The 21380-nt window shown below is 68.5% G+C and carries 21 protein-coding genes; 12 read left to right on the top strand and 9 right to left on the bottom strand.

All coding sequences use genetic code 11. The annotated features are described in order from the left end of the window. Nucleotides 1-22 precede the first annotated feature (22 nt). From PIGHUM_RS19290 to PIGHUM_RS19320, 7 genes are all read left to right on the top strand, one after another. Nucleotides 23-2539 (top strand): TonB-dependent siderophore receptor, encoded by a 2517-nt coding sequence (locus tag PIGHUM_RS19290; protein ID WP_124081338.1) that lies wholly within the window; start codon nucleotides 23-25, stop codon nucleotides 2537-2539. Further along, nucleotides 2533-3762 (top strand): PepSY-associated TM helix domain-containing protein, encoded by a 1230-nt coding sequence (locus tag PIGHUM_RS19295; protein WP_124081339.1) that lies wholly within the window; start codon nucleotides 2533-2535, stop codon nucleotides 3760-3762. Before PIGHUM_RS19290 ends, PIGHUM_RS19295 begins: the two co-directional genes overlap by 7 nt. A 45-nt stretch (nucleotides 3763-3807) precedes the next feature. After that, on the top strand, nucleotides 3808-4785 hold the full coding sequence (locus PIGHUM_RS19300; RefSeq protein WP_124081340.1) for a tripartite tricarboxylate transporter substrate binding protein: 978 nt from the start codon (nucleotides 3808-3810) through the stop codon (nucleotides 4783-4785). Between the two features lie 61 nt (nucleotides 4786-4846). After that, nucleotides 4847-5632, top strand: a complete 786-nt coding sequence (locus tag PIGHUM_RS19305) for an alpha/beta fold hydrolase (RefSeq protein ID WP_246013343.1) — start codon at nucleotides 4847-4849, stop codon at nucleotides 5630-5632. A gap of 141 nt (nucleotides 5633-5773) precedes the next feature. Continuing rightward, nucleotides 5774-6874, top strand: a complete 1101-nt coding sequence (locus PIGHUM_RS19310; RefSeq protein WP_124081341.1) for an acyltransferase family protein — start codon at nucleotides 5774-5776, stop codon at nucleotides 6872-6874. Between the two features lie 130 nt (nucleotides 6875-7004). Further along, nucleotides 7005-7988, top strand: a complete 984-nt coding sequence (locus PIGHUM_RS19315) for a Bug family tripartite tricarboxylate transporter substrate binding protein (RefSeq protein ID WP_124081342.1) — start codon at nucleotides 7005-7007, stop codon at nucleotides 7986-7988. Nucleotides 7989-7992: 4 nt separating this feature from the next. Continuing rightward, a complete protein-coding gene (locus PIGHUM_RS19320; protein WP_160142356.1) occupies nucleotides 7993-8439 on the top strand; it encodes a nuclear transport factor 2 family protein in 447 nt (148 codons plus the stop codon). A 37-nt stretch (nucleotides 8440-8476) separates the two neighbouring features. Here PIGHUM_RS19320 and PIGHUM_RS19325 read toward each other — a convergent pair whose 3' ends face one another. Genes PIGHUM_RS19325 through PIGHUM_RS19355 form a run of 7 tightly spaced genes read right to left on the bottom strand, consistent with a single transcriptional unit; the run spans nucleotide 8477 to nucleotide 15340 of the window. Then, a complete protein-coding gene (locus tag PIGHUM_RS19325) occupies nucleotides 8477-9262 on the bottom strand; it encodes an SDR family oxidoreductase (RefSeq protein ID WP_124081344.1) in 786 nt (261 codons plus the stop codon). After that, nucleotides 9259-10242 carry a tripartite tricarboxylate transporter substrate binding protein gene (locus PIGHUM_RS19330; RefSeq protein ID WP_124081345.1) on the bottom strand — a complete coding sequence of 328 codons (984 nt, stop codon included), beginning with the start codon at nucleotides 10240-10242 and terminating at the stop codon, nucleotides 9259-9261. The genes PIGHUM_RS19325 and PIGHUM_RS19330 overlap by 4 nt, the downstream gene beginning before the upstream one ends. A 50-nt stretch (nucleotides 10243-10292) precedes the next feature. Beyond that, nucleotides 10293-11279 carry an NAD(P)H-quinone oxidoreductase gene (locus PIGHUM_RS19335; protein ID WP_222929285.1) on the bottom strand — a complete coding sequence of 329 codons (987 nt, stop codon included), beginning with the start codon at nucleotides 11277-11279 and terminating at the stop codon, nucleotides 10293-10295. Nucleotides 11280-11290: 11 nt separating this feature from the next. Continuing rightward, on the bottom strand, nucleotides 11291-12274 hold the full coding sequence (locus PIGHUM_RS19340; RefSeq protein WP_124081347.1) for an alpha-ketoacid dehydrogenase subunit beta: 984 nt from the start codon (nucleotides 12272-12274) through the stop codon (nucleotides 11291-11293). Beyond that, complete coding sequence (locus PIGHUM_RS19345; RefSeq protein ID WP_124081348.1) at nucleotides 12267-13205, bottom strand: thiamine pyrophosphate-dependent dehydrogenase E1 component subunit alpha; 939 nt, start codon at nucleotides 13203-13205, stop codon at nucleotides 12267-12269. Before PIGHUM_RS19345 ends, PIGHUM_RS19340 begins: the two co-directional genes overlap by 8 nt. Further along, on the bottom strand, nucleotides 13202-13996 hold the full coding sequence (locus PIGHUM_RS19350; protein WP_124081349.1) for an HpcH/HpaI aldolase family protein: 795 nt from the start codon (nucleotides 13994-13996) through the stop codon (nucleotides 13202-13204). Before PIGHUM_RS19350 ends, PIGHUM_RS19345 begins: the two co-directional genes overlap by 4 nt. An 18-nt stretch (nucleotides 13997-14014) precedes the next feature. Continuing rightward, nucleotides 14015-15340 carry a Rieske 2Fe-2S domain-containing protein gene (locus PIGHUM_RS19355; RefSeq protein WP_124081350.1) on the bottom strand — a complete coding sequence of 442 codons (1326 nt, stop codon included), beginning with the start codon at nucleotides 15338-15340 and terminating at the stop codon, nucleotides 14015-14017. A gap of 116 nt (nucleotides 15341-15456) precedes the next feature. On the opposite strand from PIGHUM_RS19355, the gene PIGHUM_RS19360 reads away from it, so the two are divergent. Beyond that, a complete protein-coding gene (locus tag PIGHUM_RS19360; protein WP_124081351.1) occupies nucleotides 15457-16236 on the top strand; it encodes an IclR family transcriptional regulator in 780 nt (259 codons plus the stop codon). 54 nt (nucleotides 16237-16290) lie between these two features. Here the strand turns inward: PIGHUM_RS19360 and PIGHUM_RS19365 are convergent, their stop codons facing one another. After that, the gene (locus tag PIGHUM_RS19365; protein ID WP_124081352.1) at nucleotides 16291-17016 is read right to left on the bottom strand and encodes a GntR family transcriptional regulator; all 726 of its coding nucleotides are present in this window, start codon (nucleotides 17014-17016) and stop codon (nucleotides 16291-16293) included. A gap of 265 nt (nucleotides 17017-17281) precedes the next feature. Here PIGHUM_RS19365 and PIGHUM_RS19370 point away from each other — a divergent pair, with 265 nt between their 5' ends. Genes PIGHUM_RS19370 through PIGHUM_RS19380 form a run of 3 tightly spaced genes read left to right on the top strand, consistent with a single transcriptional unit; the run spans nucleotide 17282 to nucleotide 19310 of the window. Then, nucleotides 17282-18166, top strand: a complete 885-nt coding sequence (locus tag PIGHUM_RS19370; protein ID WP_124081353.1) for a gallate dioxygenase — start codon at nucleotides 17282-17284, stop codon at nucleotides 18164-18166. 10 nt (nucleotides 18167-18176) lie between these two features. After that, complete coding sequence (locus PIGHUM_RS19375; RefSeq protein WP_124081354.1) at nucleotides 18177-18536, top strand: protocatechuate 3,4-dioxygenase; 360 nt, start codon at nucleotides 18177-18179, stop codon at nucleotides 18534-18536. A gap of 42 nt (nucleotides 18537-18578) precedes the next feature. Beyond that, nucleotides 18579-19310, top strand: a complete 732-nt coding sequence (locus PIGHUM_RS19380) for an alpha/beta fold hydrolase (RefSeq protein ID WP_124081355.1) — start codon at nucleotides 18579-18581, stop codon at nucleotides 19308-19310. A gap of 24 nt (nucleotides 19311-19334) precedes the next feature. On the opposite strand, the gene PIGHUM_RS19385 is transcribed toward PIGHUM_RS19380, so the two are convergent. Next, a complete protein-coding gene (locus PIGHUM_RS19385; protein ID WP_160142357.1) occupies nucleotides 19335-19826 on the bottom strand; it encodes an anti-sigma factor domain-containing protein in 492 nt (163 codons plus the stop codon). Between the two features lie 251 nt (nucleotides 19827-20077). On the opposite strand from PIGHUM_RS19385, the gene aptA reads away from it, so the two are divergent. Then, nucleotides 20078-21380: omega-aminotransferase AptA (aptA, locus tag PIGHUM_RS19390; RefSeq protein WP_148087262.1), on the top strand; the 1303-nt coding region annotated here is incomplete at its 3' end.

Here is a 21380-nt window from a genome sequence, read left to right on the forward strand (position 1 = left end):
AACCACTGGCGAAGGGCCCACCATGTCTACCAACCATCCATCGTTCCACCCGCCTCGTCCATCGTCGGTCAGGCGGTCCACCGCGGCGTCGGTGGCCCTGGCGCTTGCCTGGGCCGGCTTGTGCGCCGGGCCGGGCGCGCAGGCCTGGGCCCAGACCGCGCCCGCCGGCCAGGCCGATGCCGCGCGCAATTACGCCATTCCCGCCGGCCCGCTGGGGGCGACGCTCAGCCGCTATGCCAGCGAGTCGGGCGTGACGTTGACCATGGACGCGGCGCTGGTGCGCGGCCTGAACACGGAGGGGCTGGCCGGCGCCTATGGCGTCGAGGCCGGTTTCCAGCGGCTCTTGCGCGGCAGCGGCCTGCAGGCCGAACGCACGTCGTACGGCTACCGGCTGGTGCGCGCGGCGGGCGCCGAGTCCAGCGCCGCGGCTGCGCCCCAGACTTTGCAGACCATCGATGTGGTCGGCCGGGGACCGGCCGAATCCTACGCGGCGCGGGAAACGCTGTCAGGGTCCAAGACGGCGACCGGCCTGGCCGAGATCCCGCAGTCCGTATCGGTCGTCACGCGGCGGGAAATGGATGCGCAGGGCGTGCAGACCGTGAGCGAGGCGCTGCGCTACACCCCCGGCGTCTTCGCCGAGACGCGCGGCACGTCGGCGCGCTACGACATTCCCCAGATGCGCGGCTTCGGCGGCGACGGCATGGGGGGCGGCTATCGCTACCTGGACGGCCTGCGCGTCTTCAACACCGCCTACTACGCCACGCCGCAGTTCGACCAGTACGCGCTGGACAGCATCGAAGTCCTGCGCGGCCCGGCTTCCGCGCTCTACGGGCAGAGCAGCCCCGGCGGCCTGCTCAACCTGACGTCCAAGCGGCCCACGGCCGATACGCTGCGCGAGGTGCAATTGCAGGCCGGCAGCCATGACCGCTATCAGGCCGCCTTCGACCTGGGCGGCCGGGTGGACGAAGAAGGCCAGTTCCTGTATCGGCTGACCGGGCTGGCGCGCCAGGCGAATACACCGACCGCCCATACCAAAGAGGAGCGCATGCTGGTCGCGCCCGCCTTGACGTGGCGCCCCTCGGCGCGGACCGAACTGACCCTGCTGGCGTCTTATCAGCACGATCCGCGCAATGGCTGGCACGGCTGGGTTCCGGCGCAAGGCACGCTGCTGCCCAATCCGGTCGGCACGGTGCCGCGCGACTTCTTCGACGGCGATCCTTCCATCGACCGATTCGACCGCACCCAGAAATCGGTCGGCTACCTGTTCTCGCACAAGCCCGACGACACGTGGACCTTGCGCCAGAACCTGCGCTACATGACGGTCGACGTCGAGGATCGCAACGTCTACAGCCTGGGCCTGGCCAGTTCGGCCGGCGTGCCCACCGACTATCGCACCTTGCGCCGCGGCGCCTATCGCTCCGACGAGCGCATCCGGGCGCTGACCATCGACAACCAGGCGCAGGCCACGTTCCGCACCGGCGAGCTGGCGCACACTCTGCTGATGGGCGTCGATTACCAGAAACTGGATAACCGGGTCGGCATAGGCTATGGCTCGGCGCCGGACATCGATATGTTCGATCCGGTCTACGGCATGGCCATCGCCACGCCGGCCGTCACGCAGCTGATCGACCAGCAGCGCGACCAATGGGGCTTCTATGCGCAGGACCAGGTGCGCTGGAACCGGTGGATAGGCACGCTGAACCTGCGCCACGACCGCTCGTCGTCTTCCACGGCGACCAGCAATCCGCAGACCGGCGCCCCCGCTGCCGTGGCCGACCAGAGCGAGCGTGCCTGGACCGGCCGGGCGGGGCTGGTCTATGCCTTCGACAATGGCCTGTCGCCCTATGTCAGCTATGCCACGTCGTTCGAGCCGCTGCTCGGCGTGGACATGAATGATTCGACGTTCAAGCCGACCAAGGGCCGGCAGTACGAGGTCGGGGTCAAGTACCAGCCGGAGGGCTGGAACGGCCTCTTGAGCGCGGCGCTGTTCGACATCTCCCAGACCAACGTGCGGTCCGCGGCGACCGACATGCCCGGCAAGTACCGGCAGTTGGGCGAGGTGACCTCGCGCGGGGTCGAGCTGGAAGCGAAGTTCGTGCCGCTGCCGCGGCTCAATGTCGTGGCCTCCTATTCGTATCAGCGCGTGGAAATCGCCAAGGACGATCCGGCCACCAGCGGGGGTATCAGCAACCAGGGCAAGACGCCTTACCTGACCCCGGCGCACCAGGCGTCGCTGTGGACCGACTATACCTTCGGCGGCACGCTGGCCGGGCTGACGCTGGGCGCGGGCATACGCTACGTCGGATCGACCTGGGCCGATTCGGCCAATACGGCCAAGGTGCCCGCCTATACCCTGGTCGATGCGCTGGCGCGCTACGAGCTCGGCCGCCTGGACAACAGCATGCGCGGCGCCGCGGTGGCGCTGAACGTCAAGAACCTGTTCGACGAATCGTACGTGGCGGGTTGCGCGGGACGCCTGACCGCATGCTATTGGGGCTATGGACGAACCGTGATGGCGACGCTCTCCTACCAATGGTAAGGAGGCTGGCGAGCACGGCGCACCGGCTGGCCGGCCTGGCAATGGCCGGCTTCCTGGTCGTGACGGGCCTGACCGGAGCGGTCATCTCGTGGGAGCACGAGGTCGACGAGTGGCTCAACCCTCACCTGTTCCGGCCTGCCGCGCCCGGCCCGCTGCTCGGGCCTTTCGAGTTGGCGCGGCGGGTGGAGCAGGCGGACGGCCGCGTCGCGGTATTCTCCCTGCCGCTCGGCTACGACGGCGAGCATGCCGTGGACCTGTTCGTCGAGCCCCGGCGCGATGCAAGGACGGGCAGCCGGTTCGCGGTGGACTACAACCAGGTCTTCATCGATCCGGCAAGCGGCGAGATCGTCGGGCGGCGCATGGCCGGCAAGCCGGCGCTGGACCGCGAGCACTTGATGGCCTTCCTGTACCGGCTGCACTACAGCCTGCACGTTCCGCCCTTCTGGGGAACGGACAAATGGGGAGTCTGGCTGCTCGGCGGGATCGGGCTGCTGTGGATGCTGGACTGTTTCACCGGCCTGGTGCTGACGCTGCCGGCGCGGGGCGGCGCCCGGATCAAGGCGGGCAGGCCGGCCCGGAGCGGGTGGTCGCGCTGGAAGGTGTCGTGGCAGATCAAGCGCGGCGCCGGCAGCTACCGCCGCGTGCTCGACTTGCATCGCGCCTTCAGCCTGTGGCTGTGGGGCCTGCTGCTGGTGGTGGCGGCGACGTCCTGGACGCTGAATCTTTCTACGGAGTTGTTCCGGCCCATGCTGGGAGCCGTTTCCAGCCTGACGCCCGATCCGTTCGCGCACCGGCAGCCGGTTCCCGCGGCGCAGCGGCGCCCACCGCGGCTCTCCTTCGAGCAGGCCGCCGGCCTGGCCGAACGCGAGGCGCGCGCGCTGGGCTGGGACCTGCCCGCGGGGTCGATTTTCCATGCCGGCGCCTATCGGCTCTATTGCGTCGAGTTCCATGCGGAAGGCGACGAGCATGGCCCGGGCCTGGGGCCGCGGCGCATGTGCCTGGACGGCGACACCGGAGAAATCCTGGAGCGGCGCGTACCTGGAGAGGGCACCTTGGCCGACAAGATCGTGCACCTGCAGTTTCCGCTCCATTCCGGACGGCTGCTGGGCACGCCGGGACGCATACTGGTTTCGCTGACCGGCGTGGCCGTGGCCATGCTCTCGATCACCGGCGTCATCCTGTGGTGGAGGAAGCGCCGCGCGCGGGCTCGTGCCGCCCGCTGATCGGAGGTATTCTGGGCGCTGGTTCCACCGAGTCCAGGAGTTCCCATGGCTGCGAGATTGCTGAAGGCCTTGTCGGTTGCCGCGTCGTTGCTTCTTGCCGGAGCGCCCCCGCTTGCGGCGGCCGAGTACCCGGATCGGCCGCTGCGCCTGATCGTGCCGTTCGCGCCGGGCGGCGGCACCGACCTGGTGGGACGCATCGTCGCCACCAGCCTGGGCAAGCAGCTCGGGCAGACCGTGGTGGTCGAGAATCGCGGCGGGGCCGGCACGGTCATCGGCTCGGATGCCGTGGCCAAATCCGCGCCCGACGGCTACACCATCCTGCTGAACGGCGGGTCGATGGCATTCCTCTCGGCCTTGTTCAAGACCGTGCCGTTCGACGTGGCCAAGGATTTCCGCCGCATCAGCACGGTATCCGAGCAGGCCTACGTGCTGACGGTCAGCAATACGCTGCCGGTCGATACCGTCCAGGAGCTCGTCGCCCTGGCCAAGTCCAAGCCGGGCGAGCTGACCTACGTCAGCGCGGGCATCGGCAGCGCGACCCATCTGGAGTCCGAACTGCTGTGGCACGAGCTGGGCATCAAGTTGCTGCACATTCCCTACAAGGGCACGGCGCCGGCGGTGTCGGACCTGATCGCCGGCAATGTGAAGGTCATGTACACCACCTTGGCGGCGGCTTCCGAGCTGATCAAGACCAACAAGGTGAAGGGGCTGGCCGTCAGCACTGCCGGGCGCAGCCCGCTGTTTCCCGGAATGCCGACGATCGCCGAGACCGTCAAGCCCGGCTTCGCCCAGGGCAGCACGCTGTCGTTGTTCGTGCCGGCCGCCACGCCCCGGCCGGTGGCCGACAAGCTGTTCGACGCCACCGTCAAGGCGCTGGGCGACAGGGAACTGCTCGAACAATACAAGGCGCAGGCCTTGCTTCCGGTGGCGTCGAAGTCGCTGGAAGAGGCCGATGCGCAGCAGCGCGCGGCGATCGCCCGCTGGGCCGAGCTGATCAAGAGCACCGGCATCAAGGCGGAATGAGCGCCGCGGCAACAATACAGGCCGGCCCGAGGGCCGGCTTCAACGACACAGGAGGGTGGGCGTGGACCAGTACATCGAGGTGAACGGCATCCGCATGCGCTACCGCGTCGAGGGCCGCGGCGACTGGCTGGTCCTGATCCACGGCGTGGGCGGACGCCTGGAGCAGTGGGACCAGTTCGTGTCCCTGCTGGGCGGCGGCTACCGCACGCTGCGTTTCGACCAGCGCGGCATGGGCGAGACCTCGAAACCGGAAGGCCCTTATCGCGTGGACGATTTCGTTGCCGACGCGCACGCGCTGATGGAGGCGGTGGGCGCCGAGCGCTGCGTGCTCGCCGGGGTCTCCCTCGGCGCGCTGGTGGCGCAGGGCTACGCGCTGGCGCATCCCGGCAAGCTCGACAAGCTGATCCTGCTGGCCGGCATCGCCGGCCGCACGGACGAAGAGAAACGCCGCGTGCAGGAACGGCTGAGCATCGTCGCCGAGGGCATTCCCGGCCAGCACTTCGAGAATTCGGTCGATCGCTGGTTCACCGACGAGTTCCGCGCCCGGCATCCCGAGATCATCGCCGCCTATGCGGCCAGCAACCGCAAGAACGATCCCAAGGCCTACGCGGCGGCGTATGCAGTGCTGGCCAATACGGATTTCGCCGACCGCCTGCACGAGATAAAGGTGCCCACGCTGATCGTGACGGGCGAGCACGACAAAGGTTCGAATCCGCGCATGGCGCATTTCATGCACGACAGGATCGCCGGATCGCAGGTGCACATCCTGCCCCGGCTGCGCCATTCGCTGCTGATAGAAGGACCGCGGCAGGTGCTGGACGTCGTGGAGCCCTTTCTGCGCGCCTAGGCGCATGGCCGATGGCCGCCGCTGCGCGGTGGCCGGTTCGAACTTGCGCGCGTTGCGAAAATGCCGCCGGGCTTTCAGCCGCCGCGGCCAGGCGTAAGATACGCACCACCCCCGATTGCCGCCCGCTCGCCGCGCCCAGCCATGGCCTCCTCCGCATCCCGCGTACCCGTGATCGACGCGATCAAGGCGGTCGCCTGCCTGTCCATCGTGCTGCATCACCTGGCTTTCTACGGACCGATGTCCGAGGTGGCCAGGCCGCTGATGCCGGGCTTGCTGGATTGGCTCTATCACTATGGCCGGATGGCCGTGATGGGCTTCTTCGTGGTGTCGGGTTTTCTGACGGCGCGCGCGTTCGCGCCCGACGGGATGGCACTGCTGGCCCGACCCTGGCCGGCGATACGCCAGCGCTACCTGAGGCTGGCTTTGCCGTTCCTGGCGGCCATCATGCTGGCTATCGGCTGCGCCGCGATCGCGCGCGCCTGGCTGCCGCACGAGTCCGTCCCCGGCTCGCCCACCTTGCCGCAACTGCTTGCGCACGTGGCGCTGAGCAATGGACTGCTCGGACAGGAATCGCTGTTCGCCGGTGTCTGGTACGTGGGCATCGACTTCCAGCTTTTCAGCGTGCTGGCGCTGCTGGCGTGGATCTCCCAGGCGGCGGGGCGGCGCTATCCTCCCGCACGCTGGGCCGGCGCCGCGGCGATCGGCGCCTTGACGCTGGCGTCGCTGTTCGTGTTCAACCGCAATGCGTACTGGGATGAAACCGCGCTCTATTTCTTCGCCTACTACGGCCTCGGCTGCGGGGCGTACTGGCTGACGGGCCGCCCGGGCGGCGGGCTGCTGCTGGCCGGCATGGCCGCCATCGTCGCCGTGGCGCTGATCGTGGATTTCCGCGCGCGGGTGCTGGTCGCGGCGGAACTCATGCTGTTGCTGGGCGGCATGCGGCAGGCCGGCGTGCTGGAAAGCGTGCGGGTGCCGGCGGTGCTGAGCCGGCTGGCCCGCATTTCCTATTCGGTCTTCCTGGTGCACTTCCCGCTATGCCTGCTGGTCAGCGCGGCGTTCTTCCACTTCTTCCCGCAGAGCGTGGCGGCCAATGCGGCCGGGATGGCCGTTGCGGTGGCGGTCAGCCTGGCGGGAGGCGCGCTGTTCCATCGCCTGGTGGAGCAGCGCACGCTGGATCCGGCGGTCCGGCGCGGCATCCTGGCGAGCGTCGCGCTGGGCGCGGTCGCGGTGATGGCCCGGTGAGGCCGGCGCGCGTCCACCTCCATTCAACATATCGAAACAGCATTCAGATTTTTCACCCGGCACTGCGGGCACCAAGCGGCTGGTGGCAGACTCTCGGCGCGAAACCGAGAATAAAGAGGAGACCACCAGCATGCATCGCACTTTGACGATGGCCGTCCGGCTGGCCTGTGGCGTTCTGCTTGCCGGCGCATGGACCGCGGCGGCAGCCCAGGCCGACTATCCCGCCAGACCCATCAAGCTCGTCGTGCCGTATCCGCCCGGCGGCATCGGCGACACGATGTCGCGCGATCTCGGCTCGCGCATGGCGAAGCGTTTCGGGCAGCCGGTCGTCATCGAGAACCGGCCCGGCGCGAGCCAGATGATCGGCGCCGAGTATGTCGCCCGGTCGCCGGCGGACGGCTACACCCTGTTCCTGGGAAGCCTGACCAGCCTGGGGCTGGTCGCCTACTCGCAAAAAGCCATTTCGTACGATCCCGTGCGGGATTTCGCGCCGGTTTCGATGTTCTTCAGCACGCCGTTGTACATGGTCGTGAATCCCAGCGTTCCCGCCAGCGACGTGCCGACGTTCATCGCCTGGGCGAAGAGCCATCCCGGCAAGGCATCGTTCGGTTCGATCGGCATCGGCGGCTCGCTGCATCTGGCGGGCGCGATGTTCAACGCGGCAACCGGCACCGATATGCAGCACATCCCGTACAAGGGCAGCATGCCGGCCTTGAACGATCTGCTCGCGGGCCGCATCGACGTCATGTTCGATGCGGGCACGTCGTCCCTGCCGCAGGTGCGGGCAGGCAAGCTGCGCGTGCTCGGGGTGACCAGTGCCAAGCGGGCGAGCGGTACGCCGGAGATTTCCACCATCGCGGAGCAAGGCGTCGGCAGCTACGATGCCTCGTTCTGGTTCGGCATCGTGGCGCCAGCGGGGACGCCCAAGGAGACCGTGCAGAAATTGTCGGCGACGATCAACGACATTCTTCGCCTGCCGGAGATACGCGACCGCTACAAATCGAATGGCGTGGAAGTCGAAGGCAGCACGCCCGAAGAGATGGCGGCGCAGATCAGGAAGGACCTGCCCCGCTGGACGGAGATCCAGCGCCAGGCCGGCATCGTGCCGGAGTGACGGCATGGATGGCATGGACGACGCGGTTCGGCGGGCCATCGAGTGGGACTGTTCCCGGTTGATGCTGGCCTTCTATGACCGCTTCGACAACTGGGACTACGAAGCCATGGCGGCGATGTTCGCCGAAGAAGGCGTCTGGCTGCGGGCAGGCAAGCGCCTCGTGGGTCGCCAGTCCATCCTGGACGAACTGTCCACCCGGGCGACGACGCAGGTGATCCGGCACGTGGTGACGAATCTCATCGTCGATGTCCTGGACCGGCAGCACGCCAGATCGAGCTGCTACGTGACGGCTTGGCGGTACGACGACGGCCGGCCGCGCGCCGATCCGCCTGTGGTGCGCTGGCCGGCGATGCTGGTGGTGGTGACCGCGATGCTGGAACGGCGCGGCGCATGCTGGCAGATCGCCGGCAAGGAAACGCGCCGCGAGTTTCTGTTCCCCGAGCAGGGCTAGCGGCGCCGGGGCGTGTGCCGCCCCGCACCGCCGCGCTTCAGCACATGCCCTGGAAGGCGCCGCCGTCCATGAGTATCTGCTGGTTGGTGATGTAGGCCGCGGCGGGACTGCACAGGAATGCGCAGGCGGCGCCCATCTCGCCGGGATCGCCCAGCCGGCCCGCCGGAATGGCGGCCTGGACCGCCTCGCGCTGCGCGGGGTAGTCCCGTCCGGCCGCGCGGGCCTCGCGCTCCAGGCCGGCGCGCTGCCGGTCGGTATCGAAACGGCCCGGAAGCAGGCTGTTGAGCGTCACGCCCCGGCACATGGCCTGCGGGGCGATGCCTCCCATGAAGCCGGCAAGCCCCGCCCGCGCGGCATTCGAGACCGGCAGGTTGGGGATGGGCGCGCGCAGCGACGCCGACGAGATGGCGATCACCCGGCCCCAGCCGCGCGCCATCATGGCCGGGACGGCGGCGGTGATCAGCGCGATCGGCGCGACCAGGCAGGCATCCAGCCCGGTGCGCCAATCCGGCGCGGACAGCATGCGCCAGTCCGCGGCGGCCGGCCCGCCGACATTGGCGACCAGCACGTCGGCGTCCGCCGCCGCCGCGAGCAGCCGTTCGAGCCCCTGAGCCTGGGCCAGGTCGGCGTGGATGGCCTGTACTTCGACGTCCGGCGCCGCGGCCCGCACCGCCTGTTCCGCGCGGGCCAGCGTGTCCGCGTCGCGGCCGTTGAGGACGACGTCGAAGTCCATGCGCGCCAGCGCCAGCGCGCAGGCATGGCCCAGCCCGCGGCTGGAGGCCGTCACCAGCGCGCGGCGGCGGACGAGTGACGGGCGCGTCATTCGTCGTCCAGGCTGATGCCGGTCTGCTTGAAGAAGCGCGTCCAGCGCGCGATCTCGGTCTCGATCAGCGCGCCGAATTCGGCGGGGGTGCTGGCGACCAGTTCCACGCCCTGCTTGCCCAGTTTGTCCCGCAAGACACGGTTGCGCGTGATGTCGGCGATCTCCGCCGCCAACCGGTCCACGATCGGCTGGGGCGTGCCGGCGGGAGCCACGATGCCCCACCAGGGCGTCACGTCGTAGTTGGGCAAGCCGGATTCGGCGACGGTGGGCACCTCGGGCAGGTAGGAAAAACGCTTGGCCGAAGTGACCGCCAGCAGTTTCAGCCGCCCCGACTGCACGTGGGGCAATGAGGAGGGACCGCCGTCGAACATCATCTGGATGCGGCCGCCGAGCAGGTCGGCGATCGCCGGGGCGCTGCCCTTGTACGGAATGTGCGTCAGGTCTATGCGGGCGTCGGCTTTCATGAGTTCCGCCGCCAGGTGGGTGGAACTGCCGGCGCCGATGGATCCGTAGTTGAGTTTGTCGGGATGGCTGCGCGCATAGGCGATCAGTTGCTTGACGTTGTCGACGCCCAGAGACGGGCTGGCCACCAGGATGAGCGGCGCGTCGAACAGGCGCGACACCGGCGCGAAATCCTTGCGCGGATCGTAGGGCAGGCTCTTCATGCCCGCGGGGTTCAGCGCGAAGCTGCTGACGCTGGCGAGCAGCAGCGTGTAGCCGTCGGGCGCGGCGCGCGCGACGTTTTCGGTGGCGATGACCAGCTTGCCGCCCGGCCGGTTTTCGATCACCACCTGCGTGCCCAGGCGCTGGGCGAGCTGCTGGCCGACTTCGCGGCTGACGGTGTCGCCCACGCCGCCGGGCGGATAGGGCACGACCAGCCGGATGGGCTTGTCGGGATAGGCGGCATGGGCCAGGCTCGCGCAGGCCAGCGCGGCGCCGGCAATGGCGTACGCGATGGCCGGAAGAATGCGTTGGTTCATGGTGTCTCCTTGCGCCCCTTCGGAGGGGCGATGTCTGGATATGAGAATGGCTAGGGTTGTCCGACGGCGAGGACGAGCTTGCCGATGAGCGCGCCGTCTTCCATGGTGCGATGGGCCTGCGCCGCCTCGGACCAATCGAGCACGGCCTGCACCACCGGCATGCCGAGGCCGGCGTCGAGCCTGGGCCACCAATGGCGCCGCAGCTCGTCGGCGATGGCCGCCTTCTGCGCCACTGTGCGCGGGCGCAGGGTGGAGCCGGTGAGCGTGGCGCGCCGGCGCAGCATCGTGGTGATGTCGAGGGTCGCCTGCGCGCCGCCCATGAAGGCAATGGCGGCGATGCGGCCGTCCATCGCCAGGCAATCGAGATTGCGCTGGAGATAGGTGCCCGCGACCATGTCGAGGACCACGTCGACGCCCTGGCTGCCGGTGTAGGCCAGGGCTTCGGCCACGAAGTCCTGCTCGCGATAGTCGACGGCCAGGTCCGCGCCCTGCGCCAGGCAGTGGGCGACTTTCTCCGCGCTGCCCGCGGTGGCGATGACGCGCGCGCCCATGGCCTTGCCCATCTGGATAGCGGTGGTGCCGATGCCGCCCGAGCCGCCGTGCACCAGCAGGGTCTCTCCCGCCTGCAGGCGGGCGCGGCGGAACACGTTGTCCCAGACGGTGAAGCAGGTCTCGGGCAGCGCCGCGGCATGGCTGAGCGGCATGCCGCGCGGAATGGGCAGACAGTGCGCGGCGGGCGCGACGCAGTATTCGGCGTAGCCGCCGCCCGGCGTCAGCGCGCACACCTGGTCGCCCGCCCGCCATTGCTCGACGCCCTGCCCGACGGCCTCGACCGTGCCGGACACTTCGAGGCCGATGATGGGCGAGGCGCCCGGCGGAGGCGGATAGCGGCCGATGCGCTGCGCCACGTCCGGCCGGTTGACGCCGGCGAACAGCACGCGGATGAGCACGTCTCCCGGTCCCGGTTCGGGGCGCGGGCAGCGCGCGGGTTTCAGGACTTCCGGGCCGCGGCCCTGGCCGTAGTCGATGTATTGCATGTCGGTCGTATTCATCGGGTCACCATCGATTGCGCGGCATGGACGATATCGGGCACCTGGGGAATCAGGGCCTCCTGCAGGTGGGGGGCGGCCGGCATGCGCGCATCGGGTGCGCCCAGGCGCATGACCGGTGCGGCCAGCTGGCCGAAGCATTCCTGCTGTACCCGGGCGCAGATTTCCGCGCCGAAGCCGCCCGTGACGTTGGCCTCGTGCACCACCAGCAGGCGCCGGGTCTTGCGCACGCTGTCGAGCAGGGCGGGCCAGTCGAAGGGCGCCAGCCAGCGGGCGTTGAGCACGTCGGCGTGGATGCCCTGTCCGGCCAGCTCGTCGGCGGCGGCGCGGGCCTTGTAGAGCATGGCGCCCCACGACAGGATGGTCAGGTCGGCGCCTTCGCGGCATCGCCGCGCGCCGGCCGCGGCCTGGACCGGATCGCCCAGGACCACGTCTTCGGCCTGGGCGTGGTAGAGGCCGCGATTTTCGATGACCATGACCGGGTCGTCGTTCCAGACCGCGGCCAGCAGCATGTCGTGCGCATCCTGGGCGGTGGCGGCCACGCCCACGCGCAGGCCGGGCACGTGCGTGAAGAAGGCTTCCAGATTCTGCGAGTGCTGCGCGCAGGAGCCGGGCAGCGCGCCCATCTGGGTGCGGATGACCAGCGGAGCGCCGAGGCGGCCGGCCGAGACGTAGCGCACGTTGGCCGCCTGGTTGACGATCTGGTCCATGGCGACCAGGCTGAAGTCTATCCACATGATTTCGACGATGGGGCGCAGGCCGCACATGGCCGCGCCGACGGCGCTTCCCAGCATGGCCGTTTCGCTGATGGGTGTATCGAACACGCGGCGGGCGCCGAAATCGCGCTGCAGATCCTTGGTGACGCCGAAGACGCCGCCGGGCTTGCCGACGTCTTCGCCGAACAGCAGCGTGTCGTCGCGTTCCTGGAGCGCGCGCCGCAGGGCCGCATTGATGGCCTTGGCATGGGTCAGGAGTTCAGGCATAGAGATGTTCCAGAATGTCGTGGGTGGCGGCGGGCGGCGCGGCCAGGGCCTGTTCGGCGGCTTCGTCGATCTCGCGGCGCGCGGCGGTTTCGATCGCGTCCAGCCGTGCCGGCTCGATGCCGCGGCCGGCCAGTTCCTTGCGCAGGCGTGCGATGGGCTCGTCGAGCTTGGCCTGGGCCAGTTCGCCCTTGGGCCGGTAGCCCTGCATGTCGCCGTAGTAGTGGCCGACTAGCCGCTGCGTGGTCATCTCGATCAAGGCCGGCCCCTTGCCCTGGCGGGCCGCTTCGGCGTGGCGGGCCACGCAGTCGGCCACGGCTTGCGCGTCGTTGCCGTCGATGCGCTCGCCGGGAATGCCGTAGGATTGCGCGCGCTTGTACAACATGGGGTCGCGCACGGTTTCCGCCAGCGGCGTCAGTTCGGCGTAGGTGTTGTTCTCGCAGATGAACAGCACGGGCAGGTTCAGGTAGGCGGCAAAGTTCATCGCTTCGTGTATGCCGCCCTGGTTCATCGCGCCGTCGCCGAAGGCCGTCAGCGTCACCGCGCCGTCCTCGCGGAGGGTGCTGGCCAGGGCCGATCCGCACGCGATCGGCGCGCCGGCGCCGACGATGGAGTTCTCGCCATAGAAACCCCAATCGGCGGCGCTGAAGTAGGCCGACCCGCCGCGCCCGCGGCATACGCCGGTTTCGCGGCCCATCAGTTCGGCGATGATGCGGGTGACGGGCACGCCGCAGGCGACGGCCCAGCCGTGTCCACGGTAGGTGCTGAAGACGCGGTCGCCGCGCTGCAGGCCCGCCAGGGCGCCGGCATAGATGGCCTCCTGGCCGTTGCACAGGTGCACCGAGCCTTGGATGACCTGCTGCTTGCGCAGCTCGGTGATCTTCTCTTCCATGAACCGGATGCGGTACATGGTTTCGAGGAAGCGTTCGCTCATGAGGGGTCTCGCTGGAGTTGGGTGGAAGATTGCGCGCCCAGGGCGGGCCGCAGGCGGGCGGCCAGGCCGTCGGCGCTTTTCACCAGCAGTCCGAGATCCGATCCGGCCGCCACCAGGCGGGCGCCCGCCGCGGCGTAGCGCGGGCAGTCGGCTTCCGATGCCAGGATGCCTGCCGGCTTGCCCGCGCGGCGCACGGCGGCGATGCCTTGCTCGATGCGTTCGACGACGCGGGGATGCGAGGGCTGGCCCAGCAGGCCCATGTCGGCGGCCAAGTCGTTGGGGCCGAAGAAGACGGCATCGACGCCATCGACCGATGCGATGTCGTGGGCCCGGTCCACGCCGGCCGTGGACTCGGCCTGCACGATCAGGGCTGGGCGCGGCGCCGTGTCCGCGTCGCGCACGGCCTGCCTGCCGTAGCGCAGAGCGCGCACCGACCCGGCCACGCCGCGTATGCCCAGCGGGGGGTAGCGCAGATAGCTGGCGGCGCGTTCGGCCGTGGCCGCATCGTGCACGTTCGGCAGCATGAGGCCGTCCACGCCCAGGTCGGCGTACAGCTTGAAGCTGGCCAGGTCCAGGCCGGCCACCCGTATGACGGCCTGCGTGCCGGAACCCGCCAGCGCCAGCAGCTGCGCATGCAAGTGGGGCAGGGAGCTGGGCGTATGCTCCGCGTCGAACAAGAGGTAGTCGTAGCCGCTGTGCGCCAGCGCTTCCGCGACCTGCGTGCTGTAGCTACAGCAGAACAGGCCGAGCAGCACCTCATTGCGGGCGAGTTTCTGGATAAGCGTATTCATGGGGTCGCTCCGGCGCGTTCATTCGAGGCCATAGTGGCGGCCGACGTAGCCTTGCGGATCGCCGAAGCGCTCCTGCATGACGGTTTCCAGCGGAATGCCGCGCTGGGCGACCCAGCCTCCCGAGCGCAGCGCGTAGCGATGGCCGAGCCGGCTGGCGGCGGGTTCCCGGCCTTCCTGCAGCTCCTTGGCGAGGCCGAGCATCAGGCGCCGGTACTTGACGATGCCCACATCGGTCGAGAACAGGCGTTCGCGCGTGCGGTCCGCGATCGGACCCTGGCTGTCCTGGATGGCGGCATCCTGTTCCGATACGCCGGCGATGCCCGTGAAGCTGCGGTGCTTCTGCTCCTCCCGGTCCAGCATGTAGTCGTTGTGGGGGCCGGCGAGCGGCCGGAAATGCTCGTCGACTTTCGCGTGCACCGTATGGCCCGATTCGCACATCTCCCTTTCACGCTCCGTCAGGGGCCGGTCCGGATGCCAGGTATAGGTGTAGATCCAGCAGGCATCGTCGCTCACCGGCACCCAGGTCTGGCCGTGCATCAGTTCGCCGGGGAACGCGCTGGGGGCCAGCGCGTGGTTGGGCACCATGAATTGCGCGATGCGCCAATACAGATCTTCGTCGGCCCGGCGGGCGCCGCCTATCGTCAGTCCCACGTCGTTCGGATTGACTTCGAAGCTGGGCATGGGGTCGTCGCGGACCCAGCGCACGCGATCGTTCTGCACGCTCTGCGCGCCGATCGCGGCATGCTTGAGCATGGCCAGGGCCTTGGCCTCGTCTTCGGCGATGACCATGTGCAGGAAGGAGAAATGCGCCGTGTCCAGCGCGCCTTCGACGCATTGCACCCAGTTGCAGGCCTGCCATTTCTTGGATACGTAGCGATGCGACTCGGGCAGCAGCGTGAATTCCAGCGCGGGCGGCGCCGGCGCCACGGGTTCGGGCCCCATATAGGCCCAGACCAGCCCGCCGGCTTCGCGCGCCGGATAGGCCTTGATGCGCAGCCGTTCCCTGTCCGTGCCGGGCGGCGCGATGGGAATGTCCACGCACGCGCCGTGGACGTCGAACTTCAGCCCATGGAACACGCAGCGAATGCCGTGGGCCTCGTTGCGGCCGTAGTACAGGTTGGCGCCCCGGTGCGGACAGACGGGATCGATCAGCCCCACCCGTCCATCGGTGTCGCGGAAGGCGAGCAGGTCCTCGCCCATGACGGTGAGCCTCTTGGGCGGGCAGTCGGGTTCGGGCAGTTCCCGCGACAGCAGGACGGGCACCCAGAATCGCCTGACCAGTTGGCCCATCGGCGTCGCCGGGCCGGCGCGGGTCAGCAGGTGGTTGTCTTCGATACTCAGCATTCGCTTCACACCTTTCATGCATGTTTGAATCGAAGCGAATTATTTTTTATAAGTAGAATAATTTGAAGATATATTCAGATTATCTGAATACAGTTTTGACTATCGGACGAAACGCCATGACCACCCCGCAGTCTTCCGAGTTCGACAAGCAGTTCGCCACCACGCTGGCCCGTGGCCTGGAACTGCTGCGCTGCTTCAGTCCGCAGCGTCCCACGCTGAGCAATGGCGAGTTGTCCGCCTTGACCGGGCTGTCGCGGCCGACGGTCTCGCGGTTCACCTACACCTTGATGAAGCTCGGCTACCTCACGCAGGAGCGGCGCTCGGGCAACTACGAACTGGGGACGGCGGTGGTGGCGCTCGGCTATCCCTTGCTGGCGAATCTGGCATTGCGCCAGGCCGCGCGTCCGGCGATGACGAAGCTGGCGGAGCAACTGGAGGGATCGGTCTCGCTGGGCTTGCGCGACCGGCTCAACATCGTCTACCTGGAGACGAGCCGCGGGCGTTCGACCTTGTCGAACCGCGTCTCCGACATCGGCATGTCGCATCCCATCGTCGCGACCGCCATCGGCCGCGCGTACCTGTGCGCCTGCACGCCTGAAGAGCGCTCGGCGCTGATCAACGAATGCAAGGTGAAGACGCCGGAGCTGTGGAAGTGCCACGAGGCCGCGGTCAACGAAAGCATCGCGGGGTTCGGCACGCGCCGCTTCTGCGTCTCGCTGGGTGATCTGCGGCCGGACATCCACGCCGTGGCGGTGCCGCTGCGGCGCACGCCCAATGCCGAGATTGCCGTGTTCAACTGCGTGGTGCAGGCGTTCCAGCTGAGGGCGGGGGAACTGGAGAACGATCTCGGCCCGCGCTTGCTGGCCATGGTGCAGAGCCTGGAGCTGATGGTCTAGCGTTCGGCCGTTCAGGGGACCTGCCTGCCGAGTCCGGCTCGACCGAGGGCCGGTTCACGCCATGATGAACGGCGGGGCCGGCCGCCGCCGGGACGCGGCGCCCCGCTCCGCCTGTTTCTCGAATTCCGCCCCCTGGCTCTGGATCTGGTTGTACGCGTGTTCGCGGAACAGGTTCTCGGCGCGGTCGGCCTGGCCGTTTTCTATCGCCGCGACGATGGCGTGGTGCTGCCGATGGGCATAGAACAGGAAGTTGAACATCGTGTCCCGGCTTTGCGTGTCGAAGGCCAGGGTCATGGGATCGGTGAAGGGAACGACGTTGCAGCGGCCGACGAGGTTGGCCAGCAGCGGCATTTGCGCGCCTTCCAGGATCAGCGCATGGAAGTGCGCGTTCATTTCCGCATAGCGGATTTCGTCGCCGTCCGCCAGTTGCCGGGTGGCGAAGATGCGGTCGCCCGCGTCGAGGCAGTCCTTCAGTTCGGCCAGCATCTCGTCGCTGGCGCCGTGGGTGGCAAGCGCCCGGGCCGCCAGACCTTCGAGCGCCGCGCGCAGGTGCAGCGCCTCCAGCGATTCGCGCGCCGAGAAGGCCCGCACCGCAAAGCCCCGCGCGCCGGACTGGACCAGCAGGCCTTCCTGGGCCAGCGCGGGCAGCGCCTGGCGCACCGGAGTGCGCGACGTGCCCAGCCGGGCGGCGAGATCGGCCTCGCGCACACGTTCCCCGGGGGCGAGCTCGCCCCGCAGAATCATCTCGCGGATGTGCAGCATGGTGGTGGTCTGCTGCATGGGTGTGCCTCCTGTGGTTGCCGGGCGGCCGTGCGAGCCGGCGGTCGATGGGACGAAGTATAAGTGTTTTGGGATCCCGAATAAGGTCGAATTCGCGCATTAATGCAGAAATAAGGATCTTCCAGTTTGATTTGGGATCCCATACAATGGGGCCATTCACAGAAAAAACGGGAGCCGCACCCGGCCGGAACAGGACGAGACCTGCATTTCTCCCGGCCTGCCGCGGGAACGCTGGTCCGAATCTCACTCCCCACGGAGCACAATCATGGCAAGAATCATTGGCGGTATCGGCAGCTCGCACGTCCCGACGATCGCGGTGGCCTACGACAAGGGCAAGCAGAGCGATCCGGCCTGGGCGCCGCTGTTCGACGGCTACAAACCCGTCGCGGCCTGGCTGGCCGAAAAACAGGCGGACGTGCTGGTGTTCTTCTACAACGACCACTGCACCACCTTCTTTTTCGACCTGTATCCCACGTTCTCGCTGGGCGTGGGCGAACACTTCCCGATCGCCGACGAGGGCGCGGGGCTGCGCGACCTGCCGCCCATACGCGGCAACGTCGACTTCCAGGCCCACATGGCCGAGTCGCTGGTCAACGACGAGTTCGACATCGCGGTGTTCCAGAACAAGCCCATCGACCACGGCTGCGCCTCGCCGCTGCCGCTGTTGTGGCCGCACAAGCCGGACTGGCCCGGCACGGTGGTGCCCATTGCGATCAACGTGCTGCAGTACCCGCTGCCTACCGCGCGCCGCTGCTACCGCCTGGGCCAGGCGGTGCGGCGCGCGGTCGAATCCTATCCGGAGGACCTCAAGGTCGTGGTGGTGGGCACAGGCGGCCTGTCGCACCAGATCCATGGCGAACGCACCGGCTTCAACAATACCGAATGGGACCTGAAGTTCCTCGAGCTGCTGGAGAACGATCCCGAGGCGCTGATGCGCATGAAGCACGCCGACTACGTGCGGCTGGGCGGCGCCGAAAGCGTCGAGCAGATCATGTGGCTGGCGATGCGGGGCGCGCTGGGAGCCGGTCCGGTGCGCAAGCTGCACCAGAACTATTACCTGGCCACGACCACCGCGATGACGGTGGTGCTCTACGAAGAGGGCGAACCGGTCGCGGCATCGGCGGACAAGGCCGAGCCGGCCACGGCATAAGGAGGACGCGATGAATCCGCAACTCGAAGGGATCGAAGAGATCTCCGGCACCTATGCGTTCGATCTGCGCACCAGCAATCGCACGCTGAACATCAACCGCTTCTTCTGGAACATGATCCGCGCCGATTGGCGCGAGCGCTTCGTCGCCGACGAGGAAGGCACGATGACGGCCGCGGGCCTGTCCGAGCAGGAAAAGGCGCTCGTTCGCGCGCGCGACTGGCTGGGGCTGGTCCAGTACGGCGTCAATTTCTTCGTGCTCGAGAAATTCGGCCGGGTGGTCAAGAAAACCAATCTCGAGATCTACGCCACCATGCGCGGCGAGACCTTCGAGGCTTTCATGCAAACGCGGCAGGTGCCGGATGCGCGCTAGCGGCATGCACCGGCCGGCAACGGCCGTCTACGAGGAAATGGAATGAACCCCGCCAGCGAATCCTTGCTGCTGCTGCCCGGCCTGCTGTGCGACCGGACGGTCTGGGAAGACCAATGCGCGTACTTCGGCGCGCGCTACGCCTGCCAGGTGCCTGACTACGGCACGCTGGATACGCTGTCCGGCATGGCCGAGCACGTGCTGCGGCACGCGCCGCCCGGGCCGTTCAACCTGGCCGGCCATTCCATGGGCGGGCGGGTCGCGCTGGAGGTGCTGCGGCTGGCGCCGCAGCGGGTCTTGCGGCTGGCGCTGCTCGATACCGGCTGCCAGGCGCTGGACCCGGGCGCAGCCGGGGAAACCGAACGCGCGGGCCGTATGGCCTTGCTGCGCATCGCGCGCGAAGAGGGCATGCGCGCGATGGGGCGCGCCTGGGCGCGCGGCATGGTCCATCCCGACCGGCTGGACAGTGCGCTGTTCGATGCCGTGCTCGACATGATCGAGCGCCGCACGCCGGAGATTTTCGCGGCGCAGATCCATGCGCTGCTGGCGCGGCCCGATGCGCTGCCGCTGTTGCCGGCCATCGCCTGCCCCACCTTGGTGCTGTGCGGCCGCCAGGATAGCTGGAGCCCGCTGGCGCGCCATGAAGAGATGGCGGCAGTGATCCCCGGGGCCGACCTGGCCGCGATCGAGGATTCCGGGCACATGAGCACGATGGAGCAGCCCGAAGCGGTCAATGCCGCTTTCGACCGCTGGCTGCGCACGCCCGTGCGCGCCTGAAGCGCCGCCGCCTGGCCTACTGGCCTACAGTTGCTGTGTCCTGCCCAGCAGGATCACGGGGCCGCTGGGCCGGCCGTTGGGAGAGCCGCCCGGGGGTTCGAGGCTGACGGCCACGGCCGGCACGCCGTCCAGGCTGCCGGGTTCGATCTTCAGCAAGCCGCCGCCAGGCGCGAGCAGGCCCAGTGAACGGGGCGAGCCTCCGGCGGGCAGGGCCCAGAGCTCCAGCGCCTTGTCGCCGGCCAGGACGTGCAGATCGGTCAAGGGACGGGTACGCAGGTTGCCATAGGGCGCCGTGACCAGGATCAGCGCGGTGTTGCCGTCGCGGTCTTCCAGCGCGGCCAGTATCTGGGTACGGATGGTGGCGCGTATGAAGAGCAGCGTGGCGCACGCCGCCAGCACCATGCACACCAGCAATCCTGCCGCGATGGCGCGCCACAGGCATATGCCGCCCCATCCCCAGGGGTGGGCGGGGCGTGCGGAAAGGGCGTCCCGGGCGAGCGGGTCGGGTAAGGCCATGGCGTCTGTCAGTAGGCGGAGTGCGGCGCTGCGCAGGGGGGAAGCCGGCTGCAAATCGGATGTTGCAACGTTATGTAACATTCTGCCAGTGCTTGCGTCTTCATGCACCTGTTATCGCGTGTTGTGCCAGGGAGACGGCGCGCGAGGAAAGCCAGCCGCGGCGCGGCGGGACGCGGTGCAGGGCGGCGCGTTCTTGCGCCGCGATGCCGGCCATCGCACACTATCCGCCAATGCTATGGAAGGAGCGCCCCATGTTCGCCGCCGTGCCCGATTTGCAAGCCCTATGGATGCCGTTTACGGCGAACCGGCAGTTCAAGGCCGCGCCGCGCCTGCTGGTGTCGGCCCACGGCATGTACTACCGCGATGCCGCCGGCGGCCGGATCCTGGACGGAACGGCCGGCCTGTGGTGCTGCAATGCCGGCCATGGCCGGCAGGAAATCATCGAGGCGGTGCTGCGCCAGATGCAGACGCTGGATTACGCGCCGCCGTTCCAGATGGGGCATCCGGTGGCCTTCGAGGCGGCGCAGCGGGTGGCGGCCATCATGCCGCAGGGCCTGGACCGCATTTTTTTCACGAATTCGGGGTCGGAGTCGGTCGACACCGCGCTGAAGATCGCGCTGGCCTATCACCGCGCGCGCGGAGAAGGACAACGCGTGCGGTTCATCGGACGGGAGCGGGGCTACCACGGCGTGGGTTTCGGCGGGATGTCGGTGGGCGGGATGGGGCCGAACCGCAAGGCTTATGGCGCCAACCTGATGCCGGGGGTGGACCATCTGCCGGCAACCGGGAATCTCGCCGAGGCCGCGTTTTCGCGGGGCCAGCCCGAGTGGGGCGCGCATCTGGCGGATGAGCTGGAGCGGCTGCTGGCCTTGCACGATCCGTCCACGGTGGCGGCCGTGATCGTCGAGCCCATGGCCGGGTCGGCGGGGGTGCTGGTGCCGCCGCGCGGCTATCTGGAGCGCCTGCGCGAGCTGTGCACCCGGCATGGCATTCTGTTGATCTTCGATGAGGTGATCACGGCGTTCGGACGGCTGGGCGCGGCGACGGCGGCCGAGCGGTTCGGGGTGACGCCGGATCTGCTGACGATGGCCAAGGGCATCAATAATGCCGCGGTTCCGATGGGGGCCGTGGCCGTGGCGAGGCCGTTGCACGATGCGGTGATGGAGGCGGCGCCGGCCGGTTCGGTGGAGCTGTTCCACGGCTATACGTATTCGGGCCATCCCGCGGCGGCGGCAGCGGCGGTGGCGGCTCTGGATCTCTATGTGCGGGAAGGATTGTTTGCCCGCGCGGCCGAACTGGAGCCGGTTTTCGAGGCGGCCGTGCATGCTTTGCGGGAGTGCCCGCACGTCAAGGACATCCGCAATATCGGCCTGGCGGCGGCGGTGGAACTCGAGCCGCGCCCGGGTGCTCCGGGAGCGCGCGCTTACGAGGCTTTTCTGGCGTGTCTCAAGGCGGGGGTGCTGGTGCGGTATACCGGCGATACCTTGGCTTTTTCGCCGCCGTTGATTATCGAGCGGGGGGAGATCGAGATGTTGTTCGGGACGGTGGGGGAGG

Origin of the sequence: Pigmentiphaga humi (genome assembly GCF_900606115.1) — a bacterium.
In the GTDB taxonomy this organism is placed as follows: Bacteria; Pseudomonadota; Gammaproteobacteria; order Burkholderiales; family Burkholderiaceae_B; genus Pigmentiphaga; species Pigmentiphaga humi.

Coding starts and splice junctions, on each gene's coding strand:
- PIGHUM_RS19350 (WP_124081349.1), bottom strand. CDS start 13,996: ATGAATACGCTTATCCAGAAACTCGCCCGCAATGAGGTGCTGCTCGGC.
- PIGHUM_RS19325 (WP_124081344.1), bottom strand. CDS start 9,262: ATGACGCGCCCGTCACTCGTCCGCCGCCGCGCGCTGGTGACGGCCTCC.
- PIGHUM_RS19360 (WP_124081351.1), top strand. CDS start 15,457: ATGACCACCCCGCAGTCTTCCGAGTTCGACAAGCAGTTCGCCACCACG.
- PIGHUM_RS19375 (WP_124081354.1), top strand. CDS start 18,177: ATGAATCCGCAACTCGAAGGGATCGAAGAGATCTCCGGCACCTATGCG.
- PIGHUM_RS19365 (WP_124081352.1), bottom strand. CDS start 17,016: ATGCAGCAGACCACCACCATGCTGCACATCCGCGAGATGATTCTGCGG.
- PIGHUM_RS19370 (WP_124081353.1), top strand. CDS start 17,282: ATGGCAAGAATCATTGGCGGTATCGGCAGCTCGCACGTCCCGACGATC.
- PIGHUM_RS19335 (WP_222929285.1), bottom strand. CDS start 11,279: ATGCAATACATCGACTACGGCCAGGGCCGCGGCCCGGAAGTCCTGAAA.
- PIGHUM_RS19355 (WP_124081350.1), bottom strand. CDS start 15,340: ATGCTGAGTATCGAAGACAACCACCTGCTGACCCGCGCCGGCCCGGCG.
- PIGHUM_RS19380 (WP_124081355.1), top strand. CDS start 18,579: ATGAACCCCGCCAGCGAATCCTTGCTGCTGCTGCCCGGCCTGCTGTGC.
- PIGHUM_RS19290 (WP_124081338.1), top strand. CDS start 23: ATGTCTACCAACCATCCATCGTTCCACCCGCCTCGTCCATCGTCGGTC.
- PIGHUM_RS19310 (WP_124081341.1), top strand. CDS start 5,774: ATGGCCTCCTCCGCATCCCGCGTACCCGTGATCGACGCGATCAAGGCG.
- PIGHUM_RS19330 (WP_124081345.1), bottom strand. CDS start 10,242: ATGAACCAACGCATTCTTCCGGCCATCGCGTACGCCATTGCCGGCGCC.
- PIGHUM_RS19320 (WP_160142356.1), top strand. CDS start 7,993: ATGGATGGCATGGACGACGCGGTTCGGCGGGCCATCGAGTGGGACTGT.
- PIGHUM_RS19345 (WP_124081348.1), bottom strand. CDS start 13,205: ATGAGCGAACGCTTCCTCGAAACCATGTACCGCATCCGGTTCATGGAA.
- PIGHUM_RS19385 (WP_160142357.1), bottom strand. CDS start 19,826: ATGGCCTTACCCGACCCGCTCGCCCGGGACGCCCTTTCCGCACGCCCC.
- PIGHUM_RS19340 (WP_124081347.1), bottom strand. CDS start 12,274: ATGCCTGAACTCCTGACCCATGCCAAGGCCATCAATGCGGCCCTGCGG.
- PIGHUM_RS19295 (WP_124081339.1), top strand. CDS start 2,533: ATGGTAAGGAGGCTGGCGAGCACGGCGCACCGGCTGGCCGGCCTGGCA.
- PIGHUM_RS19300 (WP_124081340.1), top strand. CDS start 3,808: ATGGCTGCGAGATTGCTGAAGGCCTTGTCGGTTGCCGCGTCGTTGCTT.
- PIGHUM_RS19315 (WP_124081342.1), top strand. CDS start 7,005: ATGCATCGCACTTTGACGATGGCCGTCCGGCTGGCCTGTGGCGTTCTG.